The organism is Leeia oryzae DSM 17879 (assembly GCF_000376945.1).
Taxonomy (GTDB): Bacteria; Pseudomonadota; Gammaproteobacteria; order Burkholderiales; family Leeiaceae; genus Leeia; species Leeia oryzae.
Window position 1 is genome coordinate 13,197 of record NZ_AQXU01000024.1, and the last position, 16,577, is coordinate 29,773.

Below are 16,577 nucleotides of genomic sequence, written 5' to 3' on the forward strand. Positions count from 1 at the left end.
TGTATTAACACATTGTATTTGTGATGCATGCGCGTCATAATTATTTTATTGTCATTCAGGAGACGGGCGTGACTGAGCATCAACCATGCGAATTGTGTCAGGGAACGGGTGGGACCATGTTATGGCAGGATGGAAGATGCCGCGTTGTTCTGGTGGCGGATGCAGATTATCCCGGCTTTTGCCGCGTGATCTGGACAGAACATGTCAAAGAAATGACGGATCTTGACGAGACGGAGCGCTTGCACCTGATGTCGATTGTCTTTGCTACCGAGCATGTCATCCGGACGGTCATGAACCCGGACAAGATCAATCTAGCCAGTCTGGGCAACATGACCCCCCACCTGCACTGGCATGTGATTCCCCGTTTTGAGCATGATCCGCATTTCCCTCAACCCGTCTGGGCGACCCGGCTGCGGGATGCCGATGCCACCTGGCACCATGAAGCGCTTTTGCCACGGCTCAAACAAGCGTTAATCCATTTACTGGGGCAGCCAACATCATGATAAGCATGCCCTACAGTTTGCAAGTACCTTCCCCCAAAGGTGAGCCTGCTGGCGCATTTAGCGATGCGAGGGCCGCCAAGCTATGGCTGCAACAGACCCCATTACTGAATACACCCGTGGCGCAGGTGCAGCTGCTGGGCTATATGCGGCAGTTGAACCAGGTGGTGTTGTCTCATCGGGAACGCCTGAAAATCCTGGAGTTGCTGCGGGAGCCGGTGATCATGGTGCAATCGGTCGAGGGGCAGAAATATGTCGCCCGACCATTGCCGTTTGCGACCGAGCAGCAAAAGCAATGGGATCTGGTCTGCGAACTCTGGATTGAAATGCTGTATGGCTACTGGATCGTGCAGGATGCGGCCAACAAGCATGACCCCGATGCACTGGAATTTGCGGCCTTTTCCGGTCAGCGAATGATCTATTTCATCAGCCGCTGGATTTACGAGTTCTATCTGACCTACCGTAAAGTACCGGGCATGATCTGGGCCTTGCTGCACCAAACCTATCAGACGGCCCAACGCGAGGGCTGGGTGGACAAAAAGGTCCGGGATACCCATCTGCCGGGCGGAGAGGGCTCGGTGTCCATGGCACACATGTTTGCGCAGGTGATTTTCCTGTCGCAAGCCAATACCAGCAAGCTGAGTATCAAGCAGCTGGCATTTGTGGATGCTTTGCTGTTTGTCTGGCGGGACAAGTGCAGTGTGTCGACGGAAGCCGATCTGTCAGACAAGTATGAACCGTTTACCATTGATCTGGAGAGTACGTCTGCGGTGTCGTTGCCGCATGAACGGGTCTCTGAGGAAGTCTGCTATTTGCACCGGGATGCCTTGCTGGTCAGTCTGGCGAAACGCATCAAAATGCTGAGAGATGGCCAGGCGTGGGATTTGCCACAGCTGACGGACATGTTTCTCCCTGCCGGTGGCTTGCCGTTCCTCACCTTGCTGTACAAGTTTTTGTCGGAGAAGCGTGGGCGCGTTTTGCCGCGACATCAGGCAAATGAAGAGGTACTGCTGGGGGGCGACTGGGGGCAGATATACAGCCAATTGAGCGGTATGCTGTTTGACGCCAAGGACAGCGCGCCAGAGCTGAGTGCCAAAACCCTCGCCGAGTTCCAGTTGTTTGGCAAAAGGGCGAGCGAAACTTACCACGCGCGGGAATATCGTCCGCAAGTGCTGCCTGCGCTGGAGACCTGGTTGCTGAAGGACCAGAGCACCAGCGGGCTGGGCTTGATGACCAGGCAGACCATTCAGCGCTGGCAGCAAAACCAGCTGGTGATTTTGCAGCGGACCGGGCAACAACCTGTCATGGGTGTGGTCAGACGACTGTTGTTTGATGATGACGGAACTGTCGAGCTGGGGTTAAGCAGCTTTGGCGGGTTGCCAGTCGCGGCGGTTGTCCGGGCGACTGGGGCGCAGGCACTGGCGGTTGCACCGCAGCCTGCCGTGATGCTGCCCGCATTTTCTGACCCGCAGCAGCAGGAAATGATATTGATGCCGGCCGGATTGTTTCACCCCGGCAATGTGGCGCAGATTATCTGTGATGGCAAAATCCGCCAGGCCAGACTGGTCACGCTGATCGAGCGAGGTCACAATTTTGACTGTTACCAGTTCGACTGGACATAACCCCGGATCAGTCGTTCATCCGGGGTGTCAGCGGCATGACTGGGGATTATACTCTTTTGACCAGTTTCTGGACTGAGTAGACAATCAGTAGAATGACGGCGCCGGTCACCATGCCGGCCAGTATGTTCGCTACTGACGGCAGCGTCGCGGCAAAGAATGCCGGGGCGCTACCGAGCGGGTGGCTGACATAGTCATGCCACGCCGGGATGCCATGAGTGACAATGCCTCCCCCCACCAGAAACATGGCAATGGTGCCGCCGACGGATAGCACTTTCATCATCTTGGGCGCCGTTGCCAGCAGCAGCCTGCCAATCACGTGGCGGATACGCCCAACGTGGCTGGTGGCAGACTGGCGACACAAATACAGACCCGCATCATCCAGCTTTACAATGCCGGCCACAAAGCCATAGACGCCAATGGTCATGGCAATGGCAACGGCTACCAGCACCATGACCTGTTGCAACAGGGGCGCATGAGAAATGGTGCCCAAGGCAATCACAATGATTTCGGCCGACAGGATAAAGTCGGTACGAACGGCCCCATCGATTTTTTCTTTCTCGAATGCCACCATGTCCGTGCTGTCGGTTGACACGGCCTCCAGCAGCGCCTGATGGTGTGCTTCGTCCTCGGCCGGGCTGTGCAGCCACTTGTGCGCCAGTTTCTCGACACCTTCAAAGCACAGGTAGGCACCACCTATCATCAACAGGGGCATGACGGCCCACGGGATCAGCGCGCTGATGAGCAACGCCGCCGGTACCAGAATCGCCTTGTTCTTGAGTGAGCCTTTGGCAACCGCCCAGACAACGGGTAGCTCCCGCTCGGGTTCGATGCCGGTGACCTGCTGGGCATTGAGGGCGAGGTCATCCCCCAGTACCCCGGCGGTCTTCTGGGCTGCTGTCTTGCTCATGACGGCTATGTCATCCAGCAGGGTGGCGATATCATCAATCAGGGCAAAAAAACTGCTTCCGGCCATGGTTTGTCCGTTGGTAGGTAAGGGATATGGGTTTTATGGCGAGACGAATCAGCCTTCTGCCAGCCAGGCCGCCGCTTGCGGTGCAAAGTAGGTCAGAATGCCGTCCGCGCCTGCCCGTTTGAAGGCCAGCAGGCTCTCCATGACACAGGCTTTTTCATCCAGCCAGCCATTCTGGAACGCGGCCTTCAACATCGCGTATTCCCCGCTGACCTGATAGGCAAAGGTGGGGACGCCAAACTCGTCTTTTACCCGGCGCACAATGTCCAGATACGGCATGCCAGGCTTGACCATGACCATGTCGGCGCCTTCCTGGATATCTAGCGCCACTTCATGCAGGGCTTCGTTGGTATTGGCCGGGTCCATCTGGTAGGTATATTTGTTGCCTTTGCCGAGATTGCCGGCAGAACCGACGGCGTCCCGGAACGGGCCGTAGAAGCTGGATGCATATTTGGCAGAGTAGGCCATGATCTGCGTGAGTTCGTGACCCGCTGCATCCAGTGCGGCGCGGATGCGACCGATGCGGCCATCCATCATGTCGGATGGTGCCACTACGTCAGCGCCTGCCTCTGCATGGCAGATGGCCTGTTTGCACAGGATATCGACGGTGATTTCATTCAGGACATAGCCTTCGTCATCAATCACGCCATCCTGACCATGGCTGGTGTACGGGTCCAGTGCGATATCGGTGATGACGCCCAGTTCCGGAAAACGGGATTTCAAGGCTTTGATGGTTTGCGGTACCAACCCTGCCGGATTATAGGCTTCTTCGGCCAGCAAGGATTTGCGGCTGGCATCGACAACCGGGAACAAGGCCAGGGCCGGAATACCCAGTTTGACACATTTCTCTGCTTCAACCAGCAAGCGGTCAATGCTTTTTCGCACCACGCCCGGCATGGAGGCAACGGCCTCTTCACGGTCTTCACCTTCCAGCACAAACACCGGATAAATCAGGTCGTTAACGGTGAGTGCATGTTCCCTGACCAGATTGCGGGAGAAGGCATGACGACGTAAACGGCGCATGCGGCTGGCGGGGAATGAGCGTGGCAGATTCATGTGAGCGTCCTATTTAAGGTGTGATACGCAGATAACAGATATAATCCCGATATTGTAAACGAATATGCCCCATCTCCGCAGCGTCGGATAGGATGGGCTTGGAGTAGATGGACATGAGCGACGACCGACAGCATGAATTCTTTGCCACTTGCCCGCGGGGGCTGGAAGGGGTGCTGGCCACCGAACTGACCGGACTGGGGGCGCAAGAAGTCGCGCCGCTGGCAGGCGGAGTCAAGTTTGCAGGTACCTGGATGACCTGTGCCAAAGCCAACCGCCAGAGCCGGGTGGCCAGCCGGATTCTGTGGCGTTTGCGCCAGGCACCGTATCAGTCCGAACATGACGTCTATCGTACTGCCCTGGCGTTGCCATGGGCGCAATGGTTTACCGAGCAGGAAACCATCAAGGTGAGCGTATCGGCCACCAAATGCCCGCTAAACAGCCTCGACTTTGTCACGTTGCGCATCAAGGATGCCATTTGTGACCACTTCCGTGAACGTACAGGCGTCAGGCCCAGCGTGGATACCGCCAATCCGGATCATCGCATTTATGCGTTTCTGGACGCGAGAACCGTGACGTTGTATCTGGACACTTCTGGCGAAGCGTTGTTCAAGCGCGGTCTGCGTCAGGTACAAGGCGAAGCGCCGCTGAGGGAGAACCTGGCCGCCGGCATTCTGATGCTGACCGGTTGGCAGGCGGATGACGGGCAGGGCAGTTGTCAGCCTTTGCTGGATCCGATGTGCGGTAGCGGTACCTTCCTGATGGAAGCGGCGCAAATGGCGCTAGGGATTGATGCCGGCCGCGGACGCGAATTCGGGTTCGAACGTATCAAGAATTTCCCACATGCGGCCTGGCAAGCGTGGCGTGACGAGCGTGATGCGATGCCTGTCAATATCCGGGCATTGCCGATCTTTGGCAGCGACAAATTCGGCGATGCACTGAAACTGGCGCATTACAACCTGGAAAATGCCGGTTTGCGTGATGTAGTGGCCCTGAAACAGTGCGATGTACTGGAAGTCAATGCGCCGGCTGAGAATGGCATCTGGGTGACCAACCCGCCATACGGGGTACGGATTGGCGAACAGGCCGCGCTGCAGGCCATGTACCCGCAACTGGGCGATGTCATGAAGCAGCGCTTTGCCGGTTGGCGCTGTTACTTCTTTACTGCTGACCCGGCGCTTGCCAAAGGGGTGCGACTCTCTGCCAGCAAGCGGACAGTATTGTTTAACGGCGCGCTGGAATGCCGTCTGTTTGAATACAAAGTCATTGCCGGTAGCAACCGTAAACCGGAAACCCCTGTCAAAGAGGATTGATGCATGTCTTGGAGCACGTTGATTTCTGCGGACGCCTTGCTGTCCATTCCTGCTGATAAAGTCATTGTGGTGGATTGCCGTCATCAGTTAACGGACCCGGAATATGGACGGCGAGCGTATGCTGCCGGCCATGTGACCGGCGCGCGCTTTTTTCATCTGGATGAAGACCTGTCCGGTACCAAAACGGGTGTGAATGGTCGTCATCCTTTGCCGCCAGCCGACGTGCTCGCCACCAAGCTGGCTGCTGCTGGCATCCATAACGACACCCAGGTGGTGGCGTATGACGACGCAGGCGGCATGTATGCGGCCCGCTTGTGGTGGTTGTTACGCTGGCTGGGGCACGAGTCGGTCGCCGTGCTGGATGGCGGTCTGGCGGCCTATGAACGGGTCGGTGGCGTTTTGACGACAGAGGTGCCTGTACCGGTTGCCGGCAGTTTTTCCATTCGCCCATCGCTGGAAAAGACCGTCTCTGCGACGGATATCCTGACCGCTGACAGTCATCTGCTGGTGCTGGATGCCCGTGCTCCGGGACGTTATGCCGGTGAGGGCGAAACCCTTGACCCAGTGGGTGGGCATATTCCAGGCGCACGTAATCATTTTTTCCAGCAGAATCTGGATGCCGATGGCCGCTTCAAGTCGCCGGACGTGTTGGCGGCTGCATTTGCGGGTGTGCTTGCCGGTACACAACCGGATCAGGTCGTAAACCAGTGCGGCTCTGGCGTCACTGCCTGCCATAACCTGCTGGCCATGCAATATGCCGGTTTACCGGGGGCCATGCTGTATCCGGGCTCCTGGAGCGAATGGTGTGCGGATGCCACCCGTCCGGTGGCGATTGGTCCCAATCCGTAAGCGGTTATCAGGCTTCAAACTGGTGGAGTGAGAGCTGGTGCTGGTGGAGATGCAGATAACCCCAGTGCTGGCCGTGCCAGTCGGGCAATACCCAGCGTGTGCGTGTTTGCTGGTCTAGCTGCACATGATGGCAGGCAGGGCGGTGGGTGTGCCCATGAATCATGACGCAGTCAGGGTGCGCTCTGAACAACGCTGCCACGGCTTCTGGATTGACATCCATGATCTGCATGGATTTGATCTGTTTTTGCTGTTCGCTCTGGGCGCGCAAACCATTGGCAATCTCACGACGCTCCGTCAGCGGTTTGGCCAGAAAGCTGGCCTGCCACTCAGGTGAACGAACGTGCTGCCGGAATTGCTGGTACTGAGCATCATCTGTGCACAGCTCATCACCATGCAGTAGCAGCAGGCTCAACTGGCCAATGCGAAGCAGATGGGGGGCGGCAATCAGCCGCATGCCGGCCTGACGGGCAACCTCCGAACCCACCAGAAAATCCCGGTTGCCATGCATGTAATACAGATTCACGCCGCGATCGGATGTTGATGTCAGGGCAGCAATAATCTGCTGGTATTCGGGCGCAACGGCCGCATCATCCCCAATCCAGGCATCAAAAAAATCCCCCAGCATATACAGTTGATCGCCACTTTTTAGCGTGGGCAGCCAGGCCAGAAAATTCGAGGTCTCAGCCAGGGTTTGGCCGGAAAGATGCAAGTCAGAGATGAAGTAGATGTCTGGCACGGCAGGGTACCGGTAGGTGAGGGGGCAACGCTGGTATCGCCGGAAAACCCGTGAGGCATTCCGGCGATACAGGGGACAGCTTAGTCTTCGATCAACTCGGCTTTATCGATCACGACGTCTTCTTTCGGCACGTCCTGATGGAAGCCGGCATTACCGGTTTTGACTTTGCGGATTTCATCCACGACATTTTGGCCTTCGGTCACTTTACCGAAAACGCAGTAGCCGAAGCCCTGGGAGGTCGGTGCACGGAAGTTCAGGAAGTCATTGTCGGCCACGTTGATGAAGAACTGGGCGGTGGCGGAGTGAGGATCCGGTGTACGGGCCATGGCAATGGTGTAGCTGTCGTTTTTCAGACCGTTGCTGGCTTCGTTCTCGATCATGTCACGTGTTTCTTTTTGTTTCATGCCTGGTTCGAAACCGCCGCCCTGAATCATGAAGCCATCAATTACACGGTGGAAAATGGTACCGTCGTAGAAGCCGGCTTTGACGTATTCAACAAAGTTGGCTACCGTTTTCGGCGCTTTTTCGGCATCCAGCGCAATTGTGATATCACCAAAGCGGGTGCTCAGTTTGACGGAAGTAGACATTAGGATTCCTTTACTAAAATGGCTGTCTGATTATGTGTGGTGTGTTGCTCGGGGCGACATTGCGGATACGGACAAGGCCACCCGGGGCATCAGGTCGTCTTTTTCTTGACGACTTTTTTCTTTACTGCCGGTTTTTTTGCCGGGGCTGCCGGGCTAGCGGGCGCGGCCTCTGCAATGCGGGTAATGGATTCAATCACGACATCGTTAGTCGGTACGTCATCAAAATTACCCACAGCATGGGTCGGTACGGTCGATATTTTTTCTGCGACCTCATACCCTTTGACGATTCTGCCGAACACGGCATAACCGATATAGTCCGGTTGCGGCTTGTAGAAGTTCAGGTGCTTGTTGTCGTTCAGGTTAATGAAAAACTGGCTGGTGGCTGAGTCTGGGTCGTTGGTGCGTGCCATGGCCAGAGTGCCCGGCTTGTTTTGCAGAAGCGGACTGGCTTCATTCTTGATCGGGTCATGTGTCGGCTTTTGTTTCAGGCCAGGGGCAAAACCACCACCCTGAATCATGAACTTGGCAATGGTACGGTGAAACACCGTCCCGTTATAAAAGCCGCTGTCGACATAGCTGAGGAAGTTCTTAACGGTGAGCGGTGCCTTGTCGGCATACAGCTCGGCCACCAGTGTACCGGTGTTGGTCTTGATTTCGACCATCGGGTTGTTGGCATACGCAACACCCACTAGCAGTGCACAGGCAGCCACCATGCTTTGGCATAAAAACTTCAGTTTCATAGGGTATCCTTAATGCTCAGGAAGCATCTTCAAAAACAATTTTCCAATTGCCATCAATGCGCTGCCAGTACTGGCGTTTCATACTGGTGCCACTGGCGACATTACTCTGATAAGACTGTTCAAAGGTGGCGACCATCAAATCCGGTTTGCCTGGGTAAGCCAGCAGGCTCAGGTTATCAACCTTGACCTTGACCCATTTACGCGTGGCATTGACCGCCATTTTTTGCGCTTTCCATGCCGCCAGATCCATGGCGCCCGACTTGAACGTATTGGCATAATGGGTCAGGTAGCGGTTGGTATCCAGACTTTCCCAGTCTTTCCGCCATTGTTCTACCTGACTCTCCAATACCTGTTTAGTCTTGTGGTTTTCCAGAGAGTTCACCCAGTTGAACTGCTTGCTGATAATCACCGGTGTTACGCCTACCTGAAGGTATTTCTTCAGGGCGTTCAGATCCGGGTTGGTCAGGGCTACACAGCCATTGGACGACAGGGGCGGGCGGCTGTAGGTGCCGGACGGGCTGCCGTGCAACCAGATGCCATGCCCGGTTCTGCCTTCACGACGATCCCACTCATTCGGATAATTGAGCGGGAAGGCGGCATCGCCATACATGTCTGGCAGGGTGCTCTTTGGCAGTTCCGAGGTGACAAAATACACGCCCAGCGGGGTCCGCTGGTCGCCTTCGACATACTTGTCGTAACCGTTCTTGCCAATGGTGATATAAAAGTCATCCACCCGTTTCGGCAAGCCGTTGTCATTTTCGTACACGTACATGCGAGACTTGGTCACGTCGACTGCCAGCAGGTAACGCTGGGCCGGGGACATTTTGACCACATTGGCCGGAATCTGGTCAGCCGGCACATCGGCCGTGTAATGACCGATCCGGACCTTGGCTTCATGCCGCAGGTCATTGAGTGCATCTTGCTGGATGGCGGTCAGGTTGCCCAGATTGGAAATGGGCTGCTGGCGGGCCAGTAGCAGGTCGCCCTGGATCAGGTGCGCCAGTTTGTAGTTGGGGTACTCGGTCAGCAGCTGGTTGAGCATGCGCTGCGCATTCTCGAGGTCGCCCTGGCGCATGAACGAAATCACACGAATCAGCTGCTCTTCCGGCCGTTTGTGGCCTTGGGTCAGCGGAATTTCGCCAAGATGCTGAATGGCAGCCGCATCCGCGCGGATGCTTTGCGCCGGATGCAGGGAAATATTCCCCATGGAGCTCATGGAGGCTGCCGGCAATACCGTCAGAATCAGTGCACAGGTACGTTTGATCATGATGCCCGCGCTGGATAGGGTTTTCTTATGTGGCACGATACTTAACGACCGACTCGTTCTTCAATGATCACCCAACGGTCGCCGCTTTTGCTAAGCACCAGTGTCTTGGGGGTGACGCTCTTGAGTGCATCGGACTTGTAAGACTGGCTGAAGGTAACCTTGGCCGTCTTGTCATCAATAAAGGTGACCGACGGCTCATTGATACCGACCGCAATCGATTTGGGGGCCGAGATGCGGTCTTTGCGCTCGCTCTCCCAGTCTTTGCGGCTCAAGCCTTTAGGCGGGTGGAAGTCTTTGCCATAAGCGCTAAGGTAGGACGATACTCTCTGGCCGGACCAGGCCTGTGCCCAGGATTCGACGGCGCGAACCACCGGTTTGCTGTCACGTGGCGTGTCGGCCACTGGTTTTGTGTCCGGTTTGGCATCCGCTTTTGCGGTGGTATCAGGCTTGGTTTTGGTATCTGCCGGTTTGGTGGCGGTATCCGGTTTTGCCTTGGCATCCGCTACCTTGATGGCAGGCTTGGCGGCGGCATCTGCCGTTTTGCTGGCATCCGGCAACTTGTTCTCTACCGATTTTGCATCGACCGGTTTGGCAACCGGGATGGTTGTTGTGTCAACCGGTTTGACCGGCGGTGGTGTTACAGGCTTGGTACTGACATCGACCGGCGCAATGGTGGCCAGTTTGACCGGATCAGCGGCTGGGGCAATCTTGCCGCCCCCGCTCTTGCGGGAGAACAGCTCACGCACCATCGTCAGCTTGATCTGGGCATTGGCATTGCCCTTGTCCAGCTGCAACGCTTTGCTATAGGCCTGACTGGCCATCTCGGCGTAAATGTCGCCCAGGTTTTCGTGGGCAGTGGCATAGCTTGGATGGGTCTGGATGGCCATTTGCAGCGCCTGACGGGCTTTGTCAAACTGCTTTTGCTGTGCGTACAGCACGGCCAGGTTGTTATAGGGTTCTGGCAGGTCCGGGAAGTCTTCGGTCAGAGCCTGGAATACCTTGATGGCGTCCGATGATTTGCCAAGCTCGGCCAATGCCAAACCTTTGGCGAAACGTACCTGGGCATCTTTCGGGAACTTGACCAGATACTGGTTTGCCCGGTCGACGGCTTGGGTGCTTTGTCCTTGCTTGATCAGTTTGCCGATTTCTTGTGCTTCATCGGCCAGTGCAGGCAAGGCAGCCAGGGCAAGGCAGATAGGCAGGAGTCGCAAGGCGCTAATTTTCATGGCAGGTAGTGGCTTTTCAAATCTCGGTTAAACTGGTGGATTCTACCAACACCTGATAGGTACTACAATTGCATCTTGCCCGCTTTGCGCTTTCTACACGCCTTTTGCAACAAAAGGCGTGCTGCAGAAGCCTGAGGCGATTCATGTTTGATTGCTGACTATGCTCGGTTAATTGCGATCTGTTGTTTGAGCATCCAAATATCTTAATGAAAAGCCAGGTAGAAGCCAGTCATTGCCAGCGTGATCAGGGTGATCGGTACGCCGACACGTGCATGGCATCGCCAATCAATCGTGATTTTCTGTCTGGCCGCCGCATCGATGACAATGATATTGGCGATGCTGCCGACAATCAGCAAATTGCCTGCAAAGGTACTCGCTAGCGCAAGTAAAAGTCCGCTCGTCTCGTGATTTGCGACCGGTAGCAGCAACATGACGGCAGGAACATTTGACACCAGATTGGATAGGACGAATGTGGCAAAAAACAGGTGTGATGTCTGTTCTAATTGAATGCCTTTTTGAGCCAGAAACTGGATGGATTCCGCACTGATGCCGGTTTGTTGGAACGCATGATTGACCACAAAGAGGCTCATGAAGAGTACCAACAACTCCCAATCTACCAGTCCCAGCATTTTGCGGGAATGCAGTTTTCGGCTGGTCAATAAAATCCCCGCGCCAATTAACGCGACATATTCCGTAGGCCAGGGCCCCACAAGGAAGGCGATTAATAATCCTGCTGCGACGAGCAGTCCTTTTGTCGTTTGCCAGGGGTCAAATGGCATTAAGTCATCAGTGCCCAGGCTAGGTGAAGCAGGGGTAGATGAATCTAAGGCGTTGAGTTTCCATTTACCTTTGGTTTGCCAAGCAATGAGCGCCCAGCAAATGAATAGTCCGAGGGCGACAGGGATGATGGCATCTAGGAAATAGGCGCCAAAAGATATTTTGAGCGATTGGCCGATGAGCATGTTTTGAGGGTTGCCAATCAATGTTGCCGCGGATCCGATATTGGCTGCACATGCAAGGGCAAGAAGGTAGGGAATGGCCGCTACTTGCCGTTTTCTGCATACATCAATTAAGACAGGGGCTATCGCTAAGCAGACGATGTCATTGCTGAAAATCGCGGATAGGACGGCGGTAACGATAATTAAAGCACCCAAAAAACCTGCAGGGCCGACCCCTAGCCGACCTAGTTTATGCGTGATCCAGTCATAAAATCCTCCCAGGCGCATCTGAGCAGAAACCACCATGAAGGAAAAAAGCAGGATGATTGTTGGCAGGTTAATTGCTTTTACCGCCTCATCCAAACTCATGGCATTGATACTGATGATCGCGATTGCACCGAGTAACGCAACGCCTGTTCGGTCAAGCTGAAGAAATGGCAAGCCACCCAGGATCATGCCTATGTATACGATGAGAAAAATAATCAGGATTGAAAGCGTCATTGTCCAGTGTGTCTTTGAAGATAGGCAGGTAAAAATTATACAGCAGTTCGGTTGAGCAACTGGTGATGTACGTATTACCCCGGTTCATCTTGTTTTTACTGGCGGAGCGCCGTGTGGTGTTACCCCGATTCGACAAATCAAAACCGCTTGCATGGTCGCTGCGCATCAGGTCGATGGATCGCGTGTCGGCCCGCTCAAGTGAGTTGGCAAGCCAGTGTGTACCGTTCTTCATGGATGCCAGACTGGGTGGCTTTATGCATGAGGCGCGGTGTATGCCATGTTCCGCGGTTAACGGTAAAATGCAGTGGGCAACGGTTTGATTCAGGTTTGGGCGTGTTTCGGGTAGAATTAGCATATTCCTATTGATGAGTCTCTTTTGAGAACTGTGCCCAAGACATGAGCGACACACCTGTAATCTCCAACTTTATCCGTAACATCATTGATGCAGATATTGCTGCCGGTAAACATGCCTCCATCGTTACCCGCTTTCCGCCCGAGCCAAACGGCTACCTGCACGTAGGGCACGCCAAATCCATTTGCCTGAATTTCGGACTGGTACAAGGCGATGCGTCATACCCGGGGGTCTGTAACCTGCGTTTTGACGATACCAACCCGGAAAAAGAGTCCGACGAATATGCGCGCTCCATTGCGGCCGATGTGGCCTGGCTGGGGTTCCAGTGGAATGGCGAGATTCGGCATGCGTCGGATTATTTTCCGCAGTTATACCAGTACGCCGTCGAGCTGATCCAGAAAGGCCTGGCGTATGTGTGCGAGCTAAACGCTGAAGAAATGCGTGCTTATCGCGGTTCCCTGACCGAGCCGGGTAAAAACAGTCCTTATCGCGACCGTACGGTGGAAGAAAACCTGGATCTGTTCACGCGCATGAAAAACGGCGAGTTTGCCGATGGCAGCAAAACCCTGCGCCTGAAAATCGACATGTCATCCGGCAACGTGAACATGCGCGATCCGGTCATCTACCGGATCCGTCGTGCGCACCATATCCGCACGGGTGACGACTGGTGCATCTATCCGATGTATGACTATACCCATTGCATTTCAGATGCGCTGGAAGGCATTACCCATTCGCTGTGCACACTGGAGTTTGAAGACCATCGCCCGTTGTACGACTGGGTACTGGACAATATCTCGATTGATTGCCATCCGCGTCAGTATGAATTCTCGCGTCTGGAACTGCTGTATGCGCTGACATCCAAACGCAAGCTGAACCAGCTGGTCACCGAAGGGATTGTGTCCGGATGGGACGATCCGCGCATGCCAACCATTTCCGGTATGCGGCGTCGCGGTTATTCGCCGGAAGGCATCCGTCTGTTTGCCCAGCGTTGCGGTGTGTCCAAGAGCGAGAACGTCATTGACTATTCCGTGCTGGAAGGTGCCGTGCGCGAAATGCTCGAAACCCAGGCGCCGCGCGTGATGGCCGTGCTGAATCCGATCAAGGTCACCCTGACCAATTTTGAAGCGGGCGTGACCGGCTCGCGCAGCGCGCCATTCCATCCGCATCATCCGGAGTTTGGCGAACGTGAAGTGCCTATCGCCAAAACGATTTATGTCGAGCGGGATGACTTTGCCGAAGTGCCGCCGGCTGGCTGGCAACGCCTGACCCCAGGCGGGGAAGTGCGGTTGCGCTACTCCTATGTGATCAAGTGTGACGAAGTGATCAAGGATGCGTCTGGCCAGGTGGTAGAGCTGAAGTGTTCTATTGATCCGGCCACGCTGGGCCAAAATCCGGTGGGCCGCAAGGTCAAGGGCGTGATTCACTGGGTATCTGCCGAGCATGCGATTGAGGCTGATGTCCGTCTGTATGACCGCCTGTTTACCGAACCACGTCCGGATGCCGTACGTGGCGCGGATGGCGAATATGTGGACTTCAAGCAGTTCATCAATCCGGCATCGCTGGCGACAGTGACAGCCTATGTGGAAGCCTGCGTGAAGGATGCTGCGCCAGAAACCCGTTATCAGTTCGAGCGACTGGGGTATTTCTGTACCGACCGCTTTGAACATGTGGCAGGGCAGCGTCCGGTATTTAACCGTACAGTCACCCTGAAAGACTCATGGGCCAAGGAGCAGGGCTGATGTCTTTGTTTGCGCCGTATCCGGCCGGAGAACGATGTTGATTGGCTGAATGGATGTGCATTCTGCACTCGCCGTCAAAGGGCACCCCGCTGGGGTGCCTGTTCTGTTTAATAGACTCTGTTAACTTCCCGGATGTGACAGAGCTTGAAAAAGTGAAATCCTATGCTGTCTCTGTATAACACGCTGACCCGTCAAAAAGAGCAATTCGTCCCGATCGAGCCTGGCAAAGTGCGCATGTATGTGTGCGGGATGACCGTTTATGATTTCTGCCACATTGGCCACGCACGCATGCTGGCCGCCTTTGACGTGATCTATCGCTGGTTGTCGGCCACCGGGCTGGAGGTGACCTATGTTCGCAACATTACCGATATCGACGACAAGATCATCAAGCGGGCGGCCGAAAATGGCGAAACCATTGGTGCGCTGGTCGAGCGATTTGTCGGCGCGATGCATGAAGATACTGCCCAGCTGCGCCTGCTGCCGCCGAGCTTTGAGCCACGGGCAACCGAGCACGTGCCGGGCATGGTGGCGCTGATCGAAAAACTGATCGCCAACGGGCGGGCGTACCCTGCAGCCAACGGCGATGTGTACTATGCCGTGCGCGAATTTCCCGATTACGGCAAGCTTTCCGGCAAGTCGCTGGACGACTTGCGGGCTGGCGAGCGGGTGGGGGTTGACCCTTACAAGCGCGACCCGCTGGATTTCGTGCTCTGGAAAGCTGCCAAGCCGGGCGAGCCGAGCTGGCCATCTCCATGGGGTGAAGGTCGCCCGGGCTGGCATATCGAGTGCTCGGTCATGAGCTGCCATCATCTGGGTGAGCATTTTGACATTCATGGCGGTGGTGAGGACTTGCAGTTCCCGCATCATGAGAACGAGATTGCCCAGAGCGAGGGGGCGCATAACCATGCCTATGTGAATTACTGGCTGCATAACGGCTTTATTCAGGTCGATGGCGAGAAAATGTCCAAGTCTCTGGGCAATTTCTTCACGATCCGCGATGTGTTGCAGCACTTTGATGGCGAGGTGGTGCGGTTCTTTATTGTCCGCAGTCATTATCGCAGTCCTGTGAACTACTCCGACAAGGTGCTGGAAGATGCGCAGCAGGCACTGACCCGACTGTACACGGCGCTGCGCGGGGTGGAGCTGGCTGCAGACCATGGCATTGACTGGTCACAATCGCAGGCAGCGCGCTTTAAGGCAGCCATGAACGATGACTTCAATACCCCTGAGGCCGTTGCCGTGCTGTTTGAACTGGCAACTGAAGTCAACCGCTCCAAGGATCCGGCAACGGCGCGTTTGTTAAAGCAGCTGGCGGGTGTGCTTGGTTTGCTGGAGCGCGATCCTACCGAGTTTCTGCAGGCCGGCAAAGCGGATGAAGGCGGTTTGACACCTGACGCGATCGAGACGCTGATTGCAGAGCGTTTGGCTGCGCGTAAAGCCAAGAACTTTGCCGAGTCAGACCGTATCCGGGATGCCTTGCTGGCAGCGGGCATTGTGCTGGAAGACGGTCCGCAAGGAACTACCTGGCGCCGCCAGTAAGCCATTGTCGCTGAGGGTTGAGGCAACAAAAAACCGCCTGCAAGATGCAGGCGGTTTTTTGTTGGTAAGTCGTGGTTCAGACGGTTATAGGGCTTCGCAATGAAAACGGCCCTGGGCAACGCGCTGGGCGCCTGTCACTGTATTGTGGATGCCTTTACTGAGGGCGTCGAAGACCACTTTGCTGGTGCTGCCGCTGCAGTATGGCTGCGTCACGTTCTCAATGGCGGTTTGCAGGTTGCTGGTCAGTCCCAGCGTGCTGATCGCTACGGTAAAGGTCCAGTCATTCTTGCCCAACCGCGTCACGTTTCTGTCAAAGCTAAGCCCGTTTTGCCCCCCGAGCCACAGGCCGGTATCAATGGCTTTTTGAGGTATGCAGCCGGTTAGCAGAAGCACAATAAGCAAACAGAGGGTTGTCCTCAGAAGGTTCATGGATTTGGCCGTTTGTTGACTGGATATGTTGTTCTGATGGCATGTCAGGACAATCCCTGCATGCCTTACGTGGTTCACAGTGTATTGCAAGCGGGTGTTTCTATAAAGAGGGTGGTTCTTCGGGGTTTTCGGGTCTGTGCATGGTCTTGGCAGCAGGAAGTAGTGAACGGCTGATCCATTCAGTATCCACGCCCAAGGCCATTTTTTGTGGATTTC

The 16,577-nt window shown here is 55.4% G+C and carries 15 protein-coding genes; 6 read left to right on the forward strand and 9 right to left on the reverse strand.

Annotated features, from left to right (window positions below):
* The first annotated feature begins 68 nt into the window (after nt 1-68).
* On the forward strand, nt 69-503 hold the full coding sequence (locus F552_RS0111570; protein WP_026182647.1) for an HIT family protein: 435 nt from the start codon (nt 69-71) through the stop codon (nt 501-503).
* Nucleotides 504-508: 5 nt separating this feature from the next.
* Nucleotides 509-2,122, forward strand: coding sequence for a cyclic-di-GMP receptor FimW-related protein (locus tag F552_RS21140; protein WP_018151906.1), 1,614 nt, complete (start codon nt 509-511; stop codon nt 2,120-2,122).
* Between the two features lie 46 nt (nt 2,123-2,168).
* Here the strand turns inward: F552_RS21140 and F552_RS0111580 are convergent, their stop codons facing one another.
* Together F552_RS0111580 and hemB are read right to left on the reverse strand one after the other, a co-directional pair.
* Nucleotides 2,169-3,095 carry a DUF808 domain-containing protein gene (locus F552_RS0111580; RefSeq protein WP_018151907.1) on the reverse strand — a complete coding sequence of 309 codons (927 nt, stop codon included), beginning with the start codon at nt 3,093-3,095 and terminating at the stop codon, nt 2,169-2,171.
* A gap of 48 nt (nt 3,096-3,143) precedes the next feature.
* Entirely contained in the window at nt 3,144-4,148 is a 1,005-nt protein-coding gene (gene hemB / locus F552_RS0111585; RefSeq protein ID WP_026182649.1) for a porphobilinogen synthase, read from the reverse strand.
* Between the two features lie 113 nt (nt 4,149-4,261).
* Between hemB and F552_RS0111590 the strand changes: the two genes are divergently transcribed.
* Nucleotides 4,262-5,458: a THUMP domain-containing class I SAM-dependent RNA methyltransferase gene (locus F552_RS0111590; RefSeq protein ID WP_156802307.1), complete on the forward strand. Its 1,197-nt coding sequence runs from the start codon at nt 4,262-4,264 to the stop codon at nt 5,456-5,458.
* Nucleotides 5,459-5,461: 3 nt separating this feature from the next.
* Entirely contained in the window at nt 5,462-6,307 is an 846-nt protein-coding gene (locus F552_RS0111595; RefSeq protein WP_018151910.1) for a sulfurtransferase, read from the forward strand.
* 7 nt (nt 6,308-6,314) lie between these two features.
* Here the strand turns inward: F552_RS0111595 and F552_RS0111600 are convergent, their stop codons facing one another.
* The 6 genes from F552_RS0111600 to F552_RS0111625 form a co-directional block, all read right to left on the reverse strand.
* Nucleotides 6,315-7,043, reverse strand: a complete 729-nt coding sequence (locus tag F552_RS0111600; protein WP_018151911.1) for a UDP-2,3-diacylglucosamine diphosphatase — start codon at nt 7,041-7,043, stop codon at nt 6,315-6,317.
* A gap of 80 nt (nt 7,044-7,123) precedes the next feature.
* Entirely contained in the window at nt 7,124-7,630 is a 507-nt protein-coding gene (locus tag F552_RS0111605) for a peptidylprolyl isomerase (protein ID WP_018151912.1), read from the reverse strand.
* Between the two features lie 89 nt (nt 7,631-7,719).
* On the reverse strand, nt 7,720-8,370 hold the full coding sequence (locus F552_RS19220; protein ID WP_018151913.1) for a peptidylprolyl isomerase: 651 nt from the start codon (nt 8,368-8,370) through the stop codon (nt 7,720-7,722).
* 16 nt (nt 8,371-8,386) lie between these two features.
* Complete coding sequence (locus F552_RS0111615) at nt 8,387-9,637, reverse strand: L,D-transpeptidase Cds6 family protein (RefSeq protein WP_018151914.1); 1,251 nt, start codon at nt 9,635-9,637, stop codon at nt 8,387-8,389.
* Nucleotides 9,638-9,678: 41 nt separating this feature from the next.
* The gene (locus F552_RS0111620) at nt 9,679-10,863 is read right to left on the reverse strand and encodes a tetratricopeptide repeat protein (RefSeq protein WP_018151915.1); all 1,185 of its coding nucleotides are present in this window, start codon (nt 10,861-10,863) and stop codon (nt 9,679-9,681) included.
* Between the two features lie 203 nt (nt 10,864-11,066).
* Nucleotides 11,067-12,302 carry an anion transporter gene (locus tag F552_RS0111625; RefSeq protein WP_018151916.1) on the reverse strand — a complete coding sequence of 412 codons (1,236 nt, stop codon included), beginning with the start codon at nt 12,300-12,302 and terminating at the stop codon, nt 11,067-11,069.
* Between the two features lie 396 nt (nt 12,303-12,698).
* Here F552_RS0111625 and F552_RS0111630 point away from each other — a divergent pair, with 396 nt between their 5' ends.
* Entirely contained in the window at nt 12,699-14,393 is a 1,695-nt protein-coding gene (locus F552_RS0111630) for a glutamine--tRNA ligase/YqeY domain fusion protein (RefSeq protein WP_018151917.1), read from the forward strand.
* 162 nt (nt 14,394-14,555) lie between these two features.
* Complete coding sequence (gene cysS / locus F552_RS0111635) at nt 14,556-15,932, forward strand: cysteine--tRNA ligase (protein WP_018151918.1); 1,377 nt, start codon at nt 14,556-14,558, stop codon at nt 15,930-15,932.
* Nucleotides 15,933-16,016: 84 nt separating this feature from the next.
* Here cysS and F552_RS0111640 read toward each other — a convergent pair whose 3' ends face one another.
* Nucleotides 16,017-16,334 carry a hypothetical protein gene (locus F552_RS0111640; RefSeq protein WP_018151919.1) on the reverse strand — a complete coding sequence of 106 codons (318 nt, stop codon included), beginning with the start codon at nt 16,332-16,334 and terminating at the stop codon, nt 16,017-16,019.
* Nucleotides 16,335-16,577 lie beyond the last annotated feature (243 nt).